Below are 15,528 nucleotides of genomic sequence, written 5' to 3'. Positions count from 1 at the left end.
CGCGGGACGGGTGCGCCGTCGAGTCCTGCATACTCGACAGGTGAGTACGATTCCCGAGATCCGCACCCTGCCCGTTCCCGATGGCCTCGAAGGCGAGCGCGTGGACGCCGCCATCGCCCGTATGTTCGGTTTTTCCCGGACGAAGGCGGCCGAGCTCGCCGCCGCGGGGAAGGTGTCGGTCGACGGCAGCGTCGTCGGGAAGTCCGAGCGCGTGCACGGTGGCGCCTGGCTCGAAGTCGAGATGCCCGCGCCGCCGCGGCCGGTCGAGCTCGTCGCCGAGCCGGTCCCGGGCATGGAGATCGTCCATGACGACGACGACATCGTCGTCATCATGAAGCCGGTGGGCGTCGCCGCCCACCCGAGCCCCGGCTGGACCGGCACCACCGTCATCGGCGGCCTCGCCGCCGCCGGCTACCGGATCTCCACCTCCGGCGCGTCCGAGCGCCAGGGCATCGTGCACCGCCTCGACGTCGGCACGTCCGGCCTGATGGCCGTCGCCAAGTCGGAGCGTGCGTACACCTCGCTGAAGAACCAGTTCCGCGAGCGGGTCGTGGACAAGCGCTACCACGCGCTCGTACAGGGCCACCCGGACCCGATGAGCGGCACGATCGACGCGCCGATCGGCCGGCACCCCAGCGCGGACTACAAGTGGGCCGTGATCCAGGAGGGCAAGCCCTCCGTCACCCACTACGACCTGATCGAGGCCTTCCGCGCGGCCTCGCTGCTCGACATCAAGCTGGAGACCGGTCGCACGCACCAGATCCGCGTGCACATGTCCGCGCACCGGCACCCGTGCGTCGGCGACCTCACGTACGGCGCCGACCCGACGGTGGCGAAGCGGCTGGGTCTGACCCGGCAGTGGCTGCACGCCGTGCGGCTCGGCTTCGAGCACCCGGCGGACGGTCAGTGGGTGGAGTTCGAGAGCACGTACCCGGCGGACCTGCAGCACGCGCTGGACGTGATCCGGGCGGAGAGCGAGTGACGGCTTTCGCCGTCCGGGTGGCCGAGGGGGAGGCCGACCTGGCGGCGTGCTTCGCCGTGCGGACCGAGGTGTTCGTGGTCGAGCAGTCCGTGCCGGAGTCGATCGAGTACGACGCGTACGACGCGGTCGCGGTGCACGTGCTGGCCGTGACGCCGGACGGGGAGCCGCTGGGCACCGGCCGGCTGCTGCACGGGCCGGCGGCCCTGGGCAAGACCGGCGGCGACCCGGCGGTCGGCTCGCTGGGGCGGCTGGCCGTGCGCAAGGCCGCGCGCGGGCTGGGCGTCGGCGTGGCGCTGGTGCGGGCGATCGAGGCGGAGGCCGCTCGGCTGGGCCTGTCCGCCGTGGACCTGGGCGCGCAGACGCATGCGCTCGGCTTCTACGAGCGGCTCGGGTACGTGGCCTACGGCCCGGAGTTCGAAGACGCGGGGATCCCGCACCGAGCCATGCGACGCACCCTGCCGTAGCCCTGGCCGGGCGGGGACCGGTGCCATGCCGTGCGGCCGTGGCCCTGCCTGCGCCCCTCGGCGCACCCGACTCCTGCCCGGCGCACCGGCGGAGGGCTTCTGCCGCATCGTGCCCCGCCCGCGATCGGCGTGCGGTGCGGCGTCCCGGTACGGGCTCGCCCGGGTGGGGTGCCGACACGCGGATGCGGCCTTCCGACCGCACGGCCCAGCGGCAGCGGCCTGGCAGGGTGGGGGAGTGGATCAGCTTGCTCTGCTGTTCGTACTGCTGCTCGGGGCCGTGGTCAGCGTGCCGCTCGGGGACCGGCTCGGGCTGCCCGCGCCCGTCCTGATGACCATCGGCGGGGTCGCGCTCGCACTGGTTCCGGCCGTGCCGAACGTCGACATCCCGCCCGAGTTCATCCTGCCGCTCGTCCTGCCCCCGCTGCTCTACGCCTCGGCGCAGCGCACTTCCTGGCGGCAGTTCGCGGCCAACGTCCGGCCCATCCTCCTGCTCGCCGTGGCCCTCGTCTTCGTCACGACCGCCGCGGTCGCCGCCGTCGCGAACGCCGTCGTCCCCGGGCTGCCGCTCGCCGCCGCGGTCGCGCTCGGCGCGCTCGTGGCCCCGCCCGACCCCGTCGCCGCGACCGCCGTCGCCGGAGCGCTCGGGCTGCCGCGCCGCATGGTGTCGATCCTGGAGGGCGAGGGCCTGTTCAACGACGTCACCGCGATCGTGCTCTACCACGTGGCCATCTCGGCCGCCGTCAGCGGCAGCTTCTCCTGGCCGGACGCGCTGGGGGAGTTCGTGCTCTCCGCCGTGGTCGCCGTAGCCGTCGGGCTCGGTCTGGGCTGGGTCACCAACGCGCTCATGGGGCTGCTCGGCGATGCCACGCTCCAGATCGGGCTGACGCTGCTCGTGCCGTTCGTGTCGTACGTGGTGGCCGAGGAGCTCCAGGGGTCGGGGGTGCTGGCCGTGCTGACGACGGCCCTGTTCCTCGCGGAGTACGCCTCCGACGCGGACGACGTGCTGGGACGGCTCGCCGGGCACACGTTCTGGGAGGTCGTGGACATGCTGGTCACGGGCGCGGCGTTCGGGCTGATCGGGCTGGAGCTGCACAACGTGTTCGGCGTCGCGGCCGGCCGCGAGTGGGAGATGGCGGGGTGGGCGGCCGCCGTGACCGCGGTGGTGGTCGGCGTACGGCTGCTGTGGCTGCTGCCGGCCGGGTGGCTGGCCAAGCGGCTGCACACGCGGCGCGACTACGACGAGGAGATCCCGCTGAGCTGGCGGGAGAGCGTGGTGATGTGGTGGGCCGGGATGCGCGGGGTGGCCTCGGTGGCGCTGGCGCTGGCCATCCCGCTGAAGGTGGAGGGCGGGGCGCCGTTTCCGGGGCGGGACCAGATCATCTTCATCGCGTTCGCCGTGATCATGGTGACGCTGATCTGCCAGGGGCTGACGCTGCCGTGGCTGGTGCGGCTGCTGGGCGTGGAGGCCGACGAGGACGCCGAGCGGGAGACGGAGCGAAAGCTGGCGATCCGCGCGGCGAAGGCCGCGAAGCGGCGGCTGAAGGAGATCGAGGAGGTCGAGGACCTGCCGGAGGACCTGGTGGAGGTGCTGTACCGGCGGGCCTACGACGTGGGGGCCAGGATCAGCCCCGACATGGTGGACGAGGAGCGGCGGGAGGCCTACGCGAAGCGGGTGGAGCGGATCCGGGACGTCCAGCGGATCCAGCGGGAGATGATGTCGGCGGCTCGGCACGAGGTGCTGGCCGCGCGCAGCGAGCCGGGCGCGGACCCGGAGATCGTGGACCGGGTCCTGCGCCATCTGGACGTCCGCAGCCTCCGCAGTAGTTAGCTGAGTCCGGCCCGGCCGCTCAGACCTGGTAGCGGGACGGGGCGAAGAGGCCCAGGTTCGAGGCGATCCACTCCGATGTGCGGGACAGGCCCTCGGCCAGCGGGACCTCGGGATTCCAGCCCGCCCAGTCCCGGGCGCGGGAGTTGTCCGACAGCAGGCGGTGGACCTCGCTGCCCTCCGGGCGGAGGCGGGAGGCGTCCACCACCACCTCGGCGTCCCGGCCCGACGCCTTGATCAGGGCCCGCGCCAGGTCTCCGATCGAGATCTCCTCGCCCGTGCCGAGGTTGACCACCTCGCCCAGCGCCCGGTCGCATTCCGCCACCGCGAGGAAGCCCTCCGCCGTGTCCGTCACGTACGTGAAGTCCCGGGTCGGGGAGAGCGAGCCCAGTCGGACCTCCCGCGCGCCCGCGTGCAGCTGCGCCAGGATCGTCGGGATCACGGCCCGCGCCGACTGGCGGGGTCCGTACGTGTTGAACGGCCGGACCACCGTCACCGGCAGCTCGAACGCGTGGTGGAACGACAGCGCCATCATGTCCGCGCCGATCTTCGACGCCGAGTACGGGGACTGCGGCTGGAGCGGATGCGATTCCGCGATCGGGGCCGTCAGCGCCGTGCCGTAGACCTCGCTCGTGGACGTGTGCACCAGGCGCCGCACCCCGTGCCGGCGGCAGGCCTCCGCCATGTTCTCCGTACCGGTCACGTTCGTCTGCACGTACGCGCCCGGCGAGGCGTAGCTGTACGGGATCCCGATCAGCGCCGCCAGGTGGAACACGGTGTCGCAGCCCTCCACCGCGTCGCTGACCCGGCCCGCGTCGCGGATGTCGCCCGCCCACATCTCCACCGGGCCCTCGGGGTCGGCGAGGTACCGCGCCAGGTGGCCCTTCTCCGCGTACGGCTTGTAGTGGACGAAGGCGCGGACCCGGGCGCCCCGCGCCACCAGCAGGTCGACCAGGGTGGACCCGATGAACCCCTCGGCTCCGGTGACCAGGACCGTGCGGCCGGCCCAGGGGTTCACGGCGTTGGTCTGCGTGTTCATATGCGCTCCAGGATGGGGGAGGGGACGCCGGCCACGCGGAGGACCTCCGCGGCCAGCAGTTCGGCGGCCCGGGCGTGCGGGCCGGGGTCGGCGGCGCCGGCCATCGCGGCCAGCCGGGCCGGGTCGGCCAGCAGCGGGCCGAGCAGCACCGCCAGCTGGTCGGCGGTGGTCGCGGCGTCCGGCATCAGCAGGCCCGCGCCCGCGTCGACGAGGACCCGGGCGTTGTGGGTCTGGTGGTCGCCGGGGGCGTGCGGGTACGGGACGAGCACGGCCGGGACCCCGGTCGCCGCCAGCTCCGCCACCGTCGCGGACCCGGCCCGGCACACCACCAGGTCGGCGGCCGCGTACACGAGGTCCATCCGGTCCAGGTACGGCACGGCCCGGGCGACGCGCTGCCCGCCGCAGGCGGCGAGATCGGCGGCGGTGTCCGGCAGCGCCTGCGGGCCCGTCTTGATCAGCAGCTGTACGTCGTCCCGCCCCTGCCAGAGCCCGGCCAGCCCGACGGCGGCCGCGGTGAGGCGGGCGGCGCCCAGGCTGCCGCCGTTGAAGACGACGAGGCGGCGCCCGTCGGGGACGTACAGGGCCCGCCGGGCCTCGGCGCGCAGGGCCGCGCGCTCCGGCCGGGACAGCCCGGCCAGCCGCGCGAGGGCCGCCGAGATCGGCATCCCGGTGGTCAGCGCGTGCGCCCCTCCCGCCAGATGGGCCCGGCTGCGGTCGAAGGCCACCGCGATGTGCGGGGTGAGCCGGGCCGCGAACTGGTTGGCACGGCCCGGCACCGCGTTGGACTCGTGGATGAGCGCCGGCAGCCCGGCCGTCCGGGCCCCCAGCACGGCCGGCGCGCTCGGGTAGCCGCCCATGCCCACCACGGCGTGCGCGCCCTGGGCCCGGAGCACCGAGCGCGCCTGCCCGGCGGAGCGCAGCAGCGCGGCGGGCAGCAGGTAGCGCTTCGCACCGAGCGAGGGGTCGAACGGGATCATGTCGACGGTGTGCAGGCGGTACCCGGCGGCCGGGATCAGCTCGGTCTCCAGGCCCCGCTCGGTCCCGATGAACGAGACCACGGCATCCGGGACGGCCGCGCGCAGCGCCTCGGCGAGGGCGAGCCCGGGGTAGATGTGGCCGCCGGTGCCGCCCGCGCCGATCACGACGGACAGGGGTGGGAGGGAAGTGCCTCGTGTGGTCATGGGCGCAGCCTTCCGGTGCGCCCTAAGAACGTTCTAAGAGGTTCTCTCAGAACCGTTTGGCAGGCTTTGCCCCATGAGCAGCACGAGCAGCACGGGCACGACGAGTACGCAGCGGATCCTGGTCGTGGACGACGAGCCCGAGGTACGGGCCGCCGTCCAGGACGGGCTGGCCGTCGAGGGGTACGAGGTACGGGGAGCCGGCGACGGGCTGGCCGCGCTGTCGGAGGTGGCGGGCTGGCAGCCCGACGCGGTGGTGCTCGACGTGATGATGCCCGTGCTCGACGGGCTCGGGGTCTGCCGGCAGCTGCGCGCGATGGGCGACCGTACGCCCGTACTCGTCCTGACCGCGCTGGACTCGGTGAGCGAGCGGGTCGACGGCCTGGAGGCGGGCGCCGACGACTACCTGGTCAAGCCGTTCGCGCTGGACGAGCTGGTGGCCCGGGTCAGGGCCCTGCTGCGGCGGGCCGCGCCCGATCCGTCCGGTACGGCCGTACTCGGGTTCGCGGACCTCGTACTGGACCCCGGGACGCGCACCGGACGGCGCGGCGGGCGGCCGCTGGAGTTCAGCCGGACCGAGGCGGCGCTGCTGGAGCTGCTGCTGCGCCACCCCGGGCAGGTGCTGCCGCGCGAGCTGATCCTGGAGCTGGTGTGGGGGCGGGACTTCGGACCGGACTCCAATTCCCTCGCCGTGTACGTCGGCTACCTGCGGCGGAAGCTGGAGGCGGCCGGCGAGCCGCGGCTGGTGCACACCGTCCACGGGGTCGGCTACCGGCTGGGCCCGGCGTGAGCGCCGCCGGGCGGGGCCGGCGCCGGCTCGGGGCGCCCTGGCGCAGGCGCCGGCCGCTGCGGACCCGGCTGGCGCTGGCGGCCACCGCGGCGGTGGCACTGGTCGCGGTCGGGGTGTGCACGGCGGCGTTCTTCGTCGTACGCAGCGCCCTCTACGAGCAGCTGAACCTGAGCCTGACCCAGTCCGCGCGGCTCGCTGCGCAGCGCAACCCGGACTCCGGGCCGGACACCCTGGCCGGGGAGTGCCGGTTCCTGGCGGCGCCCGCCTGCGCGGAGGTGGTGCCGGCCGACCCGGCGAAGGACCCGGCGGCGCCGTACCTGCTGCCGGTGGACGCCGCGACGCGCGCGGTGGCGGCCGGGCGGCGCGCGCCGTTCTACACGGACATCGTGCACGCGGGGCACCCGACGCGGATGCTCACCACCGACTACGCGAAGGGGCGGGCGCTCCAGGTGGCGCTGCGGGCCGACACCGTAGAGGACGGGATCGAGGAGGCGGCGTGGTGGCTGGCACTGATCGGCGCGGCCGGGGTGCTGGTCGCCGCCGGGCTCGGCTCCTGGGTGTCGCGGACGGGCCTGGCACCGGTGACCCGGCTCACGGCCACCGCCGAGCGGATCGCGGCGACGCGGGATCCGCGCCACCGGATCGAACTGCCGCCGCCGGGGAGGGAGGACGAGATCACGCGGCTGGCCGGGAGCTTCAACACCATGCTGGGCGAGCTGGAGCAGTCGGTGACGGCGCAGCGGCGGCTGGTCGCCGACGCCTCGCACGAGCTGCGGACCCCGCTGACGGCCCTGCGGACCAACGCGGAGCTGCTGGCGCGGGGGGAGCGGCTGACGGCGGAGCAGCGCGAGCGGGCCTCGCTCGCGCTGGGGCGGCAGCTGCGGGAGGTGACGGGGCTGGTGAACGACCTGATCGAGCTGGCCCGGGACGAGGAGCCGCAGCCGCTGGTGGAGCAGGTACGGCTGGCCCCGCTGGTGGAGCACTGCGCACAGGCGGCGCGGGCGCACTGGCCGTCGGTGCCGGTCCGCGTCCGCTCGGACGAGGTGGTGGTGGCGGGGGTGCCGGCGCGGCTGACCCGGCTGGTGTCGAACCTGCTGGACAACGCGGCGAAGTTCAGCCCCGCGGGGGTTCCGGTGGAGGTGGAGCTGGTGGCCCTGGGCGGCGGCGGCGCCGGCCGGGCCGAGCTGACGGTACGGGACCACGGGCCCGGCATCGCGGCCGAGGACCTGCCGTACGTCTTCGACCGCTTCTACCGGGCCGGGGCGGCGCGCGCCCTGCCGGGCTCGGGGCTGGGTCTCGCGATGGCCCGCCAGATCGCCCGGGCACACGACGCGGAGCTCGTGGCCGAGCCGGCCCCGGGCGGCGGGGCCCTGTTCCGGCTGACGTTCTGATCGGGGCTCCGGCCGTCAGGACGCGTCCGGGCGCGGGTCCGCCGGGGAGGTGGCGATGCGGGGCAGGGCGTACGGGTGGTGGGCCAGGAGCCAGGTGATCAGGCGTTCGCGGACCTGGCAGCGGACCGTCCAGATGTCCGTCGCGTCCTTCGCCGTGACCACCGCCCGGACCTGGATGGTGTGCGGGGTCGTGTCCGTGACCGCGAGGCTGCCGGTGCGGCCGTCCCATTCCGGGATCTCCTTCAGGACCTCCCGGAGCTGCTCCCGCATCAGGTCCAGCGGTGCGCTGTGGTCCAGGTGCCAGAAGACGGTTCCGGTCATCTGCGCGCCGCCGCGCGACCAGTTTTCGTACGGCTTCCCTGTGAAATACGACACAGGCATCGTGATCCGGCGTTCGTCCCAGGTGCGGACGACCAGGAAGGTCAGGGTGATCTCCTCGACAGTCCCCCACTCCTTGTCCACGACCACCGTGTCCCCGATCCGCACCGTGTCGCCGAAGGCGATCTGCAGTCCGGCGAACAGGTTGCCCAGCGAGGACTGGGCCGCGATGCCCGCGACGATGCCGAGCACGCCCGCCGACGCCAGCATCGAGGCGCCCACCGCCCGCATCGGCGGGAAGGTGAGCAGCATCGCCGCGACCGCGACCACCACGACCACCGCCGTGACCACCCGGTGGATCAGCGTCACCTGGGTGCGGACCCGGCGCACCCGCGCGTCGTCCGGGTTCTGGGCCGCGTAACGGGCGTACGTGGAGTCCACGACCGCCGTCGCGATCCGCACCAGCAGCCACGCCGCCGAGCCGATCAGTACGAGCGTCAGGGCGCGGCCCACGGCGAAGACGTACTCCGGCGCGATGCCCATCCGCCGGTGGGATCCGTACAGCAGCGTCGTGCACAGCACGAGTTGGAACGGCAGGCGGCAGTGGCGCAGCAGCCCCCACAGCGGGGTCTCGCTGTGCCGGGCGTCGGCGCGGCGCAGCAGCAGGTCCAGCAGCCATCCGGCCAGCAGGGTGACGACCAGGGCGCCGCCGACGACGGCGATCGGGCGCAGAACGGTGTCCGTGTCCATGCACCTCAACGTAACCGGAACGAGCCGTCGGCCCCTCGCATTCAACGAATGGCACGATGGGGTGCATGAACATCGTGCTCTTCCATTCGACGTACGGGCTGCGGCCCGCGGTGCACGCGGCGGCCGACCGGCTGCGCGCGGCCGGTCACCAGGTCCAGGTGCCGGATCTCTTCGAGGGGCGCACCTTCGAGACCGTCGAGGAGGGCATGGCGCATCGGGACGAGATCGGCCGCGACGAGCTGCTCAAGCGTGCGGTGCTGGCCTCCGCCCCCTCCTCCGACCAGGGTCTGGTCTACGCGGGCTTCTCCTTCGGCGGTTCCGTCGCCCAGCACCTGGCCCTGGCCGACGAGAAGGCGCGCGGGCTGCTGCTCCTGCACGGGACGGCGGACCTGGAGGAGGACACCGCCGTCGACGAACTGCCGGTGCAGCTGCACATCGCGGATCCGGACCCGTTCGAGCCGCACGACTGGCTGACGGCCTGGTACCTGCGCATGCAGCGGGCGGGTGCGGACGTGGAGGTGCACCGCTACCCGGGCGCCGGGCACCTGTTCACGGACCCGGACCTCGACGACTACGACGCGGAGGCCGCGGAGCAGACGTGGAAGGCCGCGCTCGCCTTCCTCGACTCCCTGTAGGCGCGGGCGCGGGCGCGGACGCGGGAGGAAACGGTGAGGGGCGGGGCACGAACCGCGTGCCCCGCCCCTCGGTGCTTCACGCGGTGACTAGCCGCGGTACGCGCTCCACATGCTCTTCATGCGGGACACCTGACCAGCGGTGAACTGGTACATGCAGGAGTCGTACGTGTAGTCCATGAAGTTGTGGATCGGGTCGACGCCCGTCTTGTTGGTGCAGCTGTCACGGCCGGTCGGGCACTCGAACGCGGCGCTCTTCTCGGCCGGGGTGTCGGAGACGGAGTCGCCGCTGCCCGAGCAGCCGCCCTGGAAGGTGTGGTAGAGGCCCATCCAGTGGCCGACCTCGTGGGTGCCGGTGTCGCCCTCGTTGTAGTTGGCGGCGGAGCCGCCCGGCAGCGAGGTGTTGAGGATGACCACGCCGTCCATCTTGGGCTGCGAGGCGTAGGAGCTCGGGAAGGTCGCCCAGCCGAGCAGGCCGCCGCCGAGGTTGGCGGTGTAGAGGTTGAGCGCGTTCGCGCCGCCCTTGCGCAGGGCGTTCTTCATGTCCTTCTCGGCCTGGGTGCCGTCCGAGACGTTGTACCAGGCGGCGTTGTCGGTGTAGTCGGTGGAGACCAGCGAGAACTGGTAGCCCGAGTCGACGTTCCCGGTGCCCTTGCCGCTGTACGCGGCGTTGAGGACCGCGATCTGGTTGTTGATGTCCGTGGCGGTCAGCTTGCCGGCGCTGCCGGAGGTGATGACGTGGACGTAGACCGGGATGGTCGTCGCGGCGGTGACCTCGGCGGCGCGCATCTGGCGCTGCGGGCCGAGCTCGGCGCTCTTCTTGGCCAGGTCGGCGTCCATGGCCTTGACCTGGGCGTCCGTCACCTCGTTGGGGTCGGCCGCGTGCTGGTCCTTCGGGCGGGCGACACGGGCGTTGGCGGAGGCGGTTCCGGCGTCGGCACAGGCCTCGGCGCCGGTCTTGGGCGCCGCGGCCACGGTGGTGGGGACCGTGAGCGGGGCGAACGCCAGGGTTCCGGCCAGAACGGCCGTACCCATGAGGCGGCGGCGGAGCATGGGGGATATGCGGGCGGAGGCGCGCACGTTGACTCCTCGCGAAGCGTGGTGGGGGGTGAGGGATTTCCTCACGCTGGCGCGAAGCTTATGTGTCCATGTCATGCACTGAGCAAGCCCTTTGCGTAAAAGATTTGTTGCTTCTGATGCCGAAGGGGCGCCTGGTCTGCACCAGACACCCCTCCGAACAGCAGAATTGACATACAGTCAGAAGATCGTCAGCCCACCGGCTGGTACGCCCGCTCCACCTTCTGCGTGCCGTTCGGCGTGCGGTACGAACGGGCCCACGCCGTGGTGGCGGCCGGATTCCGCTTGTCGGACACCACGTAGTAGTCCATCTGCGAACGCTCGGCCGTCACGTCCAGCACCCCGTAGCCGTGAGCGTCCATGTCCAGCCACTTCACGTGCCAGTTGGCGGCCTTGACCGCGGCTTCCGCTACGAGGGACGCGGTGTCCGCCGGCACGTGCAGGAGGTCGTCGATGTTGTCGGAGGTCACCGACGTCACGACGAACTCGGTGGCCGCCGTACCCGAGCCCGGATACGTCGCCATGTTCATCGGGACCTCGTTCGCCCACGCCATGTGGATGTCACCCGTGAGGAAGACCGTGTTCTTGATCTTCTGGTCCTTGAGGTGGGCCAGCAGCTCCTTGCGGTCGTCCGTGTAGCCGTCCCACTGGTCCACGTTGACCGCGAGGCCGCCCTCGGGCAGGCCCAGCAGCTTCGTCAGCGGCGCCAGCAGGTGCGCGGGCAGCGAGCCGAAGGCCACCGGCGAGATCATCACAGAGGTTCCGACCAGCTTCCAGGTCGCGTTCGAGTTCGCGAGGCCCGACTTGAGCCAGTCCAGCTGGGCCCGCCCGGTGATGGTGCGTTCCGGGTCGTCGACCGAGCCGCTGCCTATCTTGGCCTGCTGGGAGCGGAAGGTGCGCAGGTCCAGCAGGTGCAGGTCGGCGAGGCTGCCGAAGCGCAGCCGCCGGTAGACGGTGCCGGCCGTGGAGGTGCGGACCGGCATCCACTCGAAGTACGCCTGCTTGGCGGCGGCCGCGCGGGCCGCCCAGTCGCCCTCGGCGCCCGGGGTGTGGTTCTCCGCGCCGCCCGACCAGGCGTCGTTGGCGAACTCGTGGTCGTCCCATATCGCGACGATCGCGTGCGCGGCGTGCAGCGCCTGGAGGTCGGCGTCGGTCTTGTACGTGCCGTGCCGGGTCCGGTAGTCGGCGAGGGTGAGGATCTCGTGCTTCGGTTCGTGCGCGCGCACGACGTACTTCGCCTCGGGGTAGGCCCCGTTCGCGTACTCGTAGATGTAGTCGCCGAGGTGCAGGATCGCGTGCAGGTCACTGCGGGCGGCCAGGTGGCGGTACGCCGAGAAGTAGCCGGCCTCCCAGTTGGCGCAGGAGACCACGCCGAAGCGGACGCCGGGGGTGCTCGCGTCGTGGCCCGGTGCGGTCAGGGTGCGCCCGACCGGGGAGACGGCGCCGCCGGCGGTGAACCGGTAGAAGTACGGGGTCTGCGGCCGCAGTCCGCGGACGTCGGCCTTGACCGTGTGGTCGGAGGCGGCGGTCGCCGTGACGGAACCGCTGGCCACGATCCGGGAGAAGGCCTTGTCCTCGGCCACCTCCCAGCCCACCTGGGTGGCCGGGCCGGCGCCGGAGCCGGGCACGGCCCCGGGGGTCGGGGTGACGCGGGTCCACAGCAGGATCCCGTCGGGCAGCGGGTCGCCGGAGGCGACGCCGTGCAGGAAGGCGGGCCCGTTCGTGGCCGCCGACGCGGGGGAGACGCCCAGGGCGGCCGTCGCGAAGGGCGCGAGGGCGGCGGTGGCCGCAGCGGCCTTGACGACCGTACGGCGGCGCGGAGTTGCCGCAGTGGGGGAGGGGAGATGACTGGTCACGGACCGGCATATTACTGACGGGTATAACCGCTGGTACACCCCTGTGAAGGCAACGGGCAGGCGAACTCTCGGAGTTCGCCTGCCCGTTCCTCGATCCGGTACGCCCCGGTCCGGTCGATCAGCCCGCGATGGCCTTGTCGACCTCGGCCGTGAACTCCTCCGGCGTCATCTTGATCTCGATCTTCTTGCCGTCCATCTTCAGCGACGGGGTGCCCTGCACGCCGCTCTTGTCGAAGACCTTCGACATCTCGATCGCCCAGCGGTTGTACGTGCCGTCCTCGACGGCCTTCTTGAACTCGGCGTTGCCCTTGAGCGACGGCACCTGGTCCGCGATCTTCAGCAGGTAGTCGTCCTTGCCGAACTTGTCGTCGCGCTCCTCGGGGTGGTTCTCCTTGGTGTACAGAGCGCTCTTGTACTCCAGGAACGCCTCGGGGCTCACGTTCAGGGCCGCGCCCAGCGCGCTCAGCGCGTTCTTCGAACCGCTGCCGCCGAAGCCCTTGTCGAGGAAGGTGGCGCCGACGTACTGGATCTTGTACTTGCCGGCGTCGACGTCCTTCTTGATCTGCGGGCCCACGGCCTGCTCGAACTGGGAGCAGATCGGGCAGCGCGCGTCCTCGTAGAGTTCGAGGGTCTTCTTGGCGTCGGCCTTGCCTATGACGACCGTGGTGCCGTTGTCGCCCGTGGTGTTCTTCGGGGCGACCAGCGTCGCGTCGGCGGCCTTGTCCCACTCGCCCGGCTGATTGGCCTGCACGACCGCGTAGCCGACGCCGCCGGCCAGTGCGAGGACGGCGACGACGGCGCCGGCCACCAGCACCTGGCGGCGCGCCTTGTCCCTCTTGGCCTGCTTCTCGCGCTCGGCGCGCAGCCGCTCGCGGGCCGCCGCCTTGTTCGCCTGGCTGTTGCGTGAACTCATGGTGATCTCCGTGGGGTGTGGCTCGGGAAAAGGGGGACTGCCGTACGTGGGGTGGTCAGGCGCAGACGAGTGCGCCGCGTACGGGAGGTCCCCGGCGTCCCACGGAATGGGCGGGGAAGCGGGTACGGGCCCCCGCGCCCGGAAGGGCCGGGCGCGCCGCCCGCCGCACCGGGCCGATGGCGGCCGCCGCCGAGGCGCCGGCCAGCAGCAGCGGCCGGAAGGCGAAGGCGGCCACCGCGCGCAGCAGCTGGCCCAGCGCCCGTTCCCCGTACCGCAGCCAGGCCGCGGCGAGCAGCCCGACCGAGACGTGGGTGCCGAGCAGCAGCCACGGGGTCCAGGGTCCGGGCGCGGCCAGCAGGGCCACCGCGTCGGGGACGGCTCCGGGCACCTCGGCCAGCGGACCGCCCAGCGGCGGGCCGCCGCACAGCGCGTCGAGGCCCAGCGCCCGCAGCGGCCCGGCGACGGGCCCGCCGGCCGGGCCGTAACAGACGTGCTGCCCGGCGGTGAAGACCGTGTCGGCGGCCAGCTCCAGCGGAACCAGCAGGGCGGCGATGGGGCCGAAGCCCCGCTCGCGGCCGGCCAGCGCGTACGTGAGCAGGAACACCCCGGCGAAGGCCCCGGCCACGAGGGCGGGGGGCAGCGGGACGCGGGACATCAGGACGTGCGACCCGGCCGAGAGCAGCACGACGAGCGCGCTGAACAGCGCGGCCCGCAGCCCCCTCAGCCCTGCCCTTGATATCTCCATCGCCGCGAGTCTGCCACGAGAAGCTGTGAAGACGGGTCCCAGGTCCCGGAACGGCCGGTTCCTGGGGGCCCGCCCCCGCAGCGCTCAGTGTGCTCGGTCCGCTCGGTCCGCTCAGTGCATGATGCGGCCGTTGCGGAACAGGTCCACGAAGATCTGGTGGTCCGCGCGCGCCCGGGCCCCGTACGCGTGCGCGAAGTCGACCAGGAGCTCCGAGAAGCCCTCCTCGTCGGCGGCGATCGCCGCGTCGATGGCCCGCTCGGTGGAGAACGGCACCAGGGAGTGCCCGCTCTCGGCCTCGTCGGCCGACGCGTGCATGGTCGCCGTCGCCCGGCCCAGGTCCGCGACGACCGCCGCGATCTCCTCCGGGTCGTCCAGGTCCGACCAGTCCAGGTCCACCGCGTACGGCGAGACCTCGGCCACCAGCTGGCCGGAGCCGTCCAGCTCGGTCCAGCCCAGCCACGGGTCGGCGTGGGCCTGGAGGGCGCGCTGGGAGATCACCGTGCGGTGGCCCTCGTGCCGGAAGTAGTCCCGGACGGCCCGGTCGGTGATGTGCCGGGAGACCGCGGGGGTCTGCGCCTGCTTGAGGTAGATCACGACGTCGTTCTCCAGGGCGTCGCTGTGCCCCTCCAGCAGGATGTTGTACGAGGGCAGGCCGGCCGAGCCGATCCCGACGCCGCGGCGGCCCACCACGTCCTTGACCCGGTAGGAATCGGGCCGGACCAGGGACTCGTCGGGGAGGGTCTCCAGGTACCCGTCGAAGGCGGCGAGCACCTTGTAGCGGGTGGCCGCGTCCAGCTCGATCGAGCCGCCGCCGGAGGCGAAGCGCCGCTCGTAGTCCCGGATCTCGGTCATCGAGTCCAGCAGGGAGAAGCGGGTGCGGGAGCGGGCCGAGCGCAGGGCGCCCAGGAGCGGCCCCTCGGCGGTGTCCAGCGTGAAGGAGGGCACCTCTTCGTTCTTGGCGCCGGTGGCCAGGCGGTGGATCCGCTCCCGGTAGGCGCCCGCGTAGGTCCGCACCAGCTCGCTGATCTGCTCGTCGCTGAGCGCCTTGGTGTAGCCGATCAGGGCGACGGAGGCCGCGAACCGCTTGAGGTCCCAGGTGAAGGGGCCGACGTACGCCTCGTCGAAGTCGTTGACGTTGAAGATCAGGCGGCCGGTGGCGTCCATGTACGTGCCGAAGTTCTCGGCGTGCAGATCGCCGTGGATCCAGACCCGGCCGGTCCGCTCGTCCAGGTAGGGGCCGCCGTGCCGGTCCCGCTCCAGGTCGGCGTAGAAGAGGCAGGCCGTGCCGCGGTAGAAGGCGAAGGCCGAGGCCGCCATCTTGCGGAATTTGACCTGGAAGGCCGCGGGGTCGGCGGCGAGCAGCTCACCGAACGCGGTGTCGAACACATCGAGTATCTGCTCGGCGCGCTGCTCGTTCGTCGTCTCGGGGACCGCCATGGCGGGTGCCTCCTGGTGGCGCGGGTGGTTCACGTTTTTGATCGTGAGGGTCGGACAGGCGTCCTTGGGTCTGCAACGGATGAAGGTACCCGTCGGTGCCCGGGTCGTGTCACACCACCGGCGTAGACTTC

14 protein-coding genes are annotated in these 15,528 nt (G+C 72.7%); 6 read left to right on the top strand and 8 right to left on the bottom strand.

Features of this window, described 5'->3' with window-relative positions:
• Positions 1-40 precede the first annotated feature (40 nt).
• The 3 genes from ADK52_RS11025 (at position 41) to ADK52_RS11015 (ending at position 3,274) form a co-directional block, all read left to right on the top strand.
• Positions 41-982: an RluA family pseudouridine synthase gene (locus ADK52_RS11025; RefSeq protein ID WP_030155981.1), complete on the top strand. Its 942-nt coding sequence runs from the start codon at positions 41-43 to the stop codon at positions 980-982.
• A complete protein-coding gene (locus tag ADK52_RS11020; RefSeq protein WP_053689576.1) occupies positions 979-1,446 on the top strand; it encodes a GNAT family N-acetyltransferase in 468 nt (155 codons plus the stop codon). Before ADK52_RS11025 ends, ADK52_RS11020 begins: the two co-directional genes overlap by 4 nt.
• 235 nt (positions 1,447-1,681) lie before the next feature.
• Positions 1,682-3,274, top strand: a complete 1,593-nt coding sequence (locus ADK52_RS11015) for a Na+/H+ antiporter (RefSeq protein WP_053689575.1) — start codon at positions 1,682-1,684, stop codon at positions 3,272-3,274.
• A 19-nt stretch (positions 3,275-3,293) separates the two neighbouring features.
• Here ADK52_RS11015 and ADK52_RS11010 read toward each other — a convergent pair whose 3' ends face one another.
• Together ADK52_RS11010 and ADK52_RS11005 are read right to left on the bottom strand one after the other, a co-directional pair.
• The gene (locus tag ADK52_RS11010) at positions 3,294-4,310 is read right to left on the bottom strand and encodes an SDR family NAD(P)-dependent oxidoreductase (protein WP_053689574.1); all 1,017 of its coding nucleotides are present in this window, start codon (positions 4,308-4,310) and stop codon (positions 3,294-3,296) included.
• Complete coding sequence (locus ADK52_RS11005) at positions 4,307-5,491, bottom strand: UDP-N-acetylglucosamine--N-acetylmuramyl-(pentapeptide) pyrophosphoryl-undecaprenol N-acetylglucosamine transferase (protein ID WP_053689573.1); 1,185 nt, start codon at positions 5,489-5,491, stop codon at positions 4,307-4,309. Before ADK52_RS11005 ends, ADK52_RS11010 begins: the two co-directional genes overlap by 4 nt.
• 73 nt (positions 5,492-5,564) lie before the next feature.
• On the opposite strand from ADK52_RS11005, the gene ADK52_RS11000 reads away from it, so the two are divergent.
• Both ADK52_RS11000 and ADK52_RS10995 read left to right on the top strand, forming a co-directional pair.
• Positions 5,565-6,278, top strand: coding sequence for a response regulator transcription factor (locus ADK52_RS11000; protein WP_053689572.1), 714 nt, complete (start codon positions 5,565-5,567; stop codon positions 6,276-6,278).
• Complete coding sequence (locus tag ADK52_RS10995; RefSeq protein WP_078988243.1) at positions 6,275-7,669, top strand: sensor histidine kinase; 1,395 nt, start codon at positions 6,275-6,277, stop codon at positions 7,667-7,669. The genes ADK52_RS11000 and ADK52_RS10995 overlap by 4 nt, the downstream gene beginning before the upstream one ends.
• A gap of 15 nt (positions 7,670-7,684) precedes the next feature.
• On the opposite strand, the gene ADK52_RS10990 is transcribed toward ADK52_RS10995, so the two are convergent.
• A complete protein-coding gene (locus tag ADK52_RS10990; protein ID WP_053689571.1) occupies positions 7,685-8,737 on the bottom strand; it encodes a mechanosensitive ion channel family protein in 1,053 nt (350 codons plus the stop codon).
• 56 nt (positions 8,738-8,793) lie between these two features.
• Between ADK52_RS10990 and ADK52_RS10985 the strand changes: the two genes are divergently transcribed.
• On the top strand, positions 8,794-9,372 hold the full coding sequence (locus ADK52_RS10985; RefSeq protein ID WP_078988242.1) for a dienelactone hydrolase family protein: 579 nt from the start codon (positions 8,794-8,796) through the stop codon (positions 9,370-9,372).
• 87 nt (positions 9,373-9,459) lie between these two features.
• On the opposite strand, the gene ADK52_RS10980 is transcribed toward ADK52_RS10985, so the two are convergent.
• The 5 genes from ADK52_RS10980 to ADK52_RS10960 form a co-directional block, all read right to left on the bottom strand.
• The gene (locus ADK52_RS10980) at positions 9,460-10,404 is read right to left on the bottom strand and encodes a zinc metalloprotease (protein ID WP_053689599.1); all 945 of its coding nucleotides are present in this window, start codon (positions 10,402-10,404) and stop codon (positions 9,460-9,462) included.
• 233 nt (positions 10,405-10,637) lie between these two features.
• On the bottom strand, positions 10,638-12,302 hold the full coding sequence (locus tag ADK52_RS10975; RefSeq protein WP_053689569.1) for an alkaline phosphatase D family protein: 1,665 nt from the start codon (positions 12,300-12,302) through the stop codon (positions 10,638-10,640).
• Between the two features lie 118 nt (positions 12,303-12,420).
• Entirely contained in the window at positions 12,421-13,215 is a 795-nt protein-coding gene (locus tag ADK52_RS10970) for a DsbA family protein (protein WP_053689568.1), read from the bottom strand.
• Positions 13,216-13,270: 55 nt separating this feature from the next.
• Complete coding sequence (locus ADK52_RS10965; protein ID WP_053689567.1) at positions 13,271-13,960, bottom strand: hypothetical protein; 690 nt, start codon at positions 13,958-13,960, stop codon at positions 13,271-13,273.
• Positions 13,961-14,071: 111 nt separating this feature from the next.
• Positions 14,072-15,397, bottom strand: a complete 1,326-nt coding sequence (locus tag ADK52_RS10960) for a DUF2252 domain-containing protein (RefSeq protein ID WP_053689566.1) — start codon at positions 15,395-15,397, stop codon at positions 14,072-14,074.
• Positions 15,398-15,528 lie beyond the last annotated feature (131 nt).

Source organism: Streptomyces sp. WM6372 (genome assembly GCF_001279655.1).
In the GTDB taxonomy this organism is placed as follows: domain Bacteria; phylum Actinomycetota; class Actinomycetes; order Streptomycetales; family Streptomycetaceae; genus Streptomyces.
Note: the sequence above shows the minus strand (reverse complement) of the source record. Positions and strands in the feature narration are given on the sequence as shown.

Excerpts from the sequence above, each read along its gene's own strand:
- ADK52_RS11010 (WP_053689574.1), bottom strand. The coding sequence starts at position 4,310 with ATGAACACGCAGACCAACGCCGTGAACCCCTGGGCCGGCCGCACGGTC.
- ADK52_RS11005 (WP_053689573.1), bottom strand. The coding sequence starts at position 5,491 with ATGACCACACGAGGCACTTCCCTCCCACCCCTGTCCGTCGTGATCGGC.
- ADK52_RS11000 (WP_053689572.1), top strand. The coding sequence starts at position 5,565 with ATGAGCAGCACGAGCAGCACGGGCACGACGAGTACGCAGCGGATCCTG.
- ADK52_RS10990 (WP_053689571.1), bottom strand. The coding sequence starts at position 8,737 with ATGGACACGGACACCGTTCTGCGCCCGATCGCCGTCGTCGGCGGCGCC.
- ADK52_RS10985 (WP_078988242.1), top strand. The coding sequence starts at position 8,794 with ATGGGGTGCATGAACATCGTGCTCTTCCATTCGACGTACGGGCTGCGG.
- ADK52_RS10980 (WP_053689599.1), bottom strand. The coding sequence starts at position 10,404 with ATGGGTACGGCCGTTCTGGCCGGAACCCTGGCGTTCGCCCCGCTCACG.
- ADK52_RS10970 (WP_053689568.1), bottom strand. The coding sequence starts at position 13,215 with ATGAGTTCACGCAACAGCCAGGCGAACAAGGCGGCGGCCCGCGAGCGG.
- ADK52_RS10965 (WP_053689567.1), bottom strand. The coding sequence starts at position 13,960 with ATGGAGATATCAAGGGCAGGGCTGAGGGGGCTGCGGGCCGCGCTGTTC.
- ADK52_RS10960 (WP_053689566.1), bottom strand. The coding sequence starts at position 15,397 with ATGGCGGTCCCCGAGACGACGAACGAGCAGCGCGCCGAGCAGATACTC.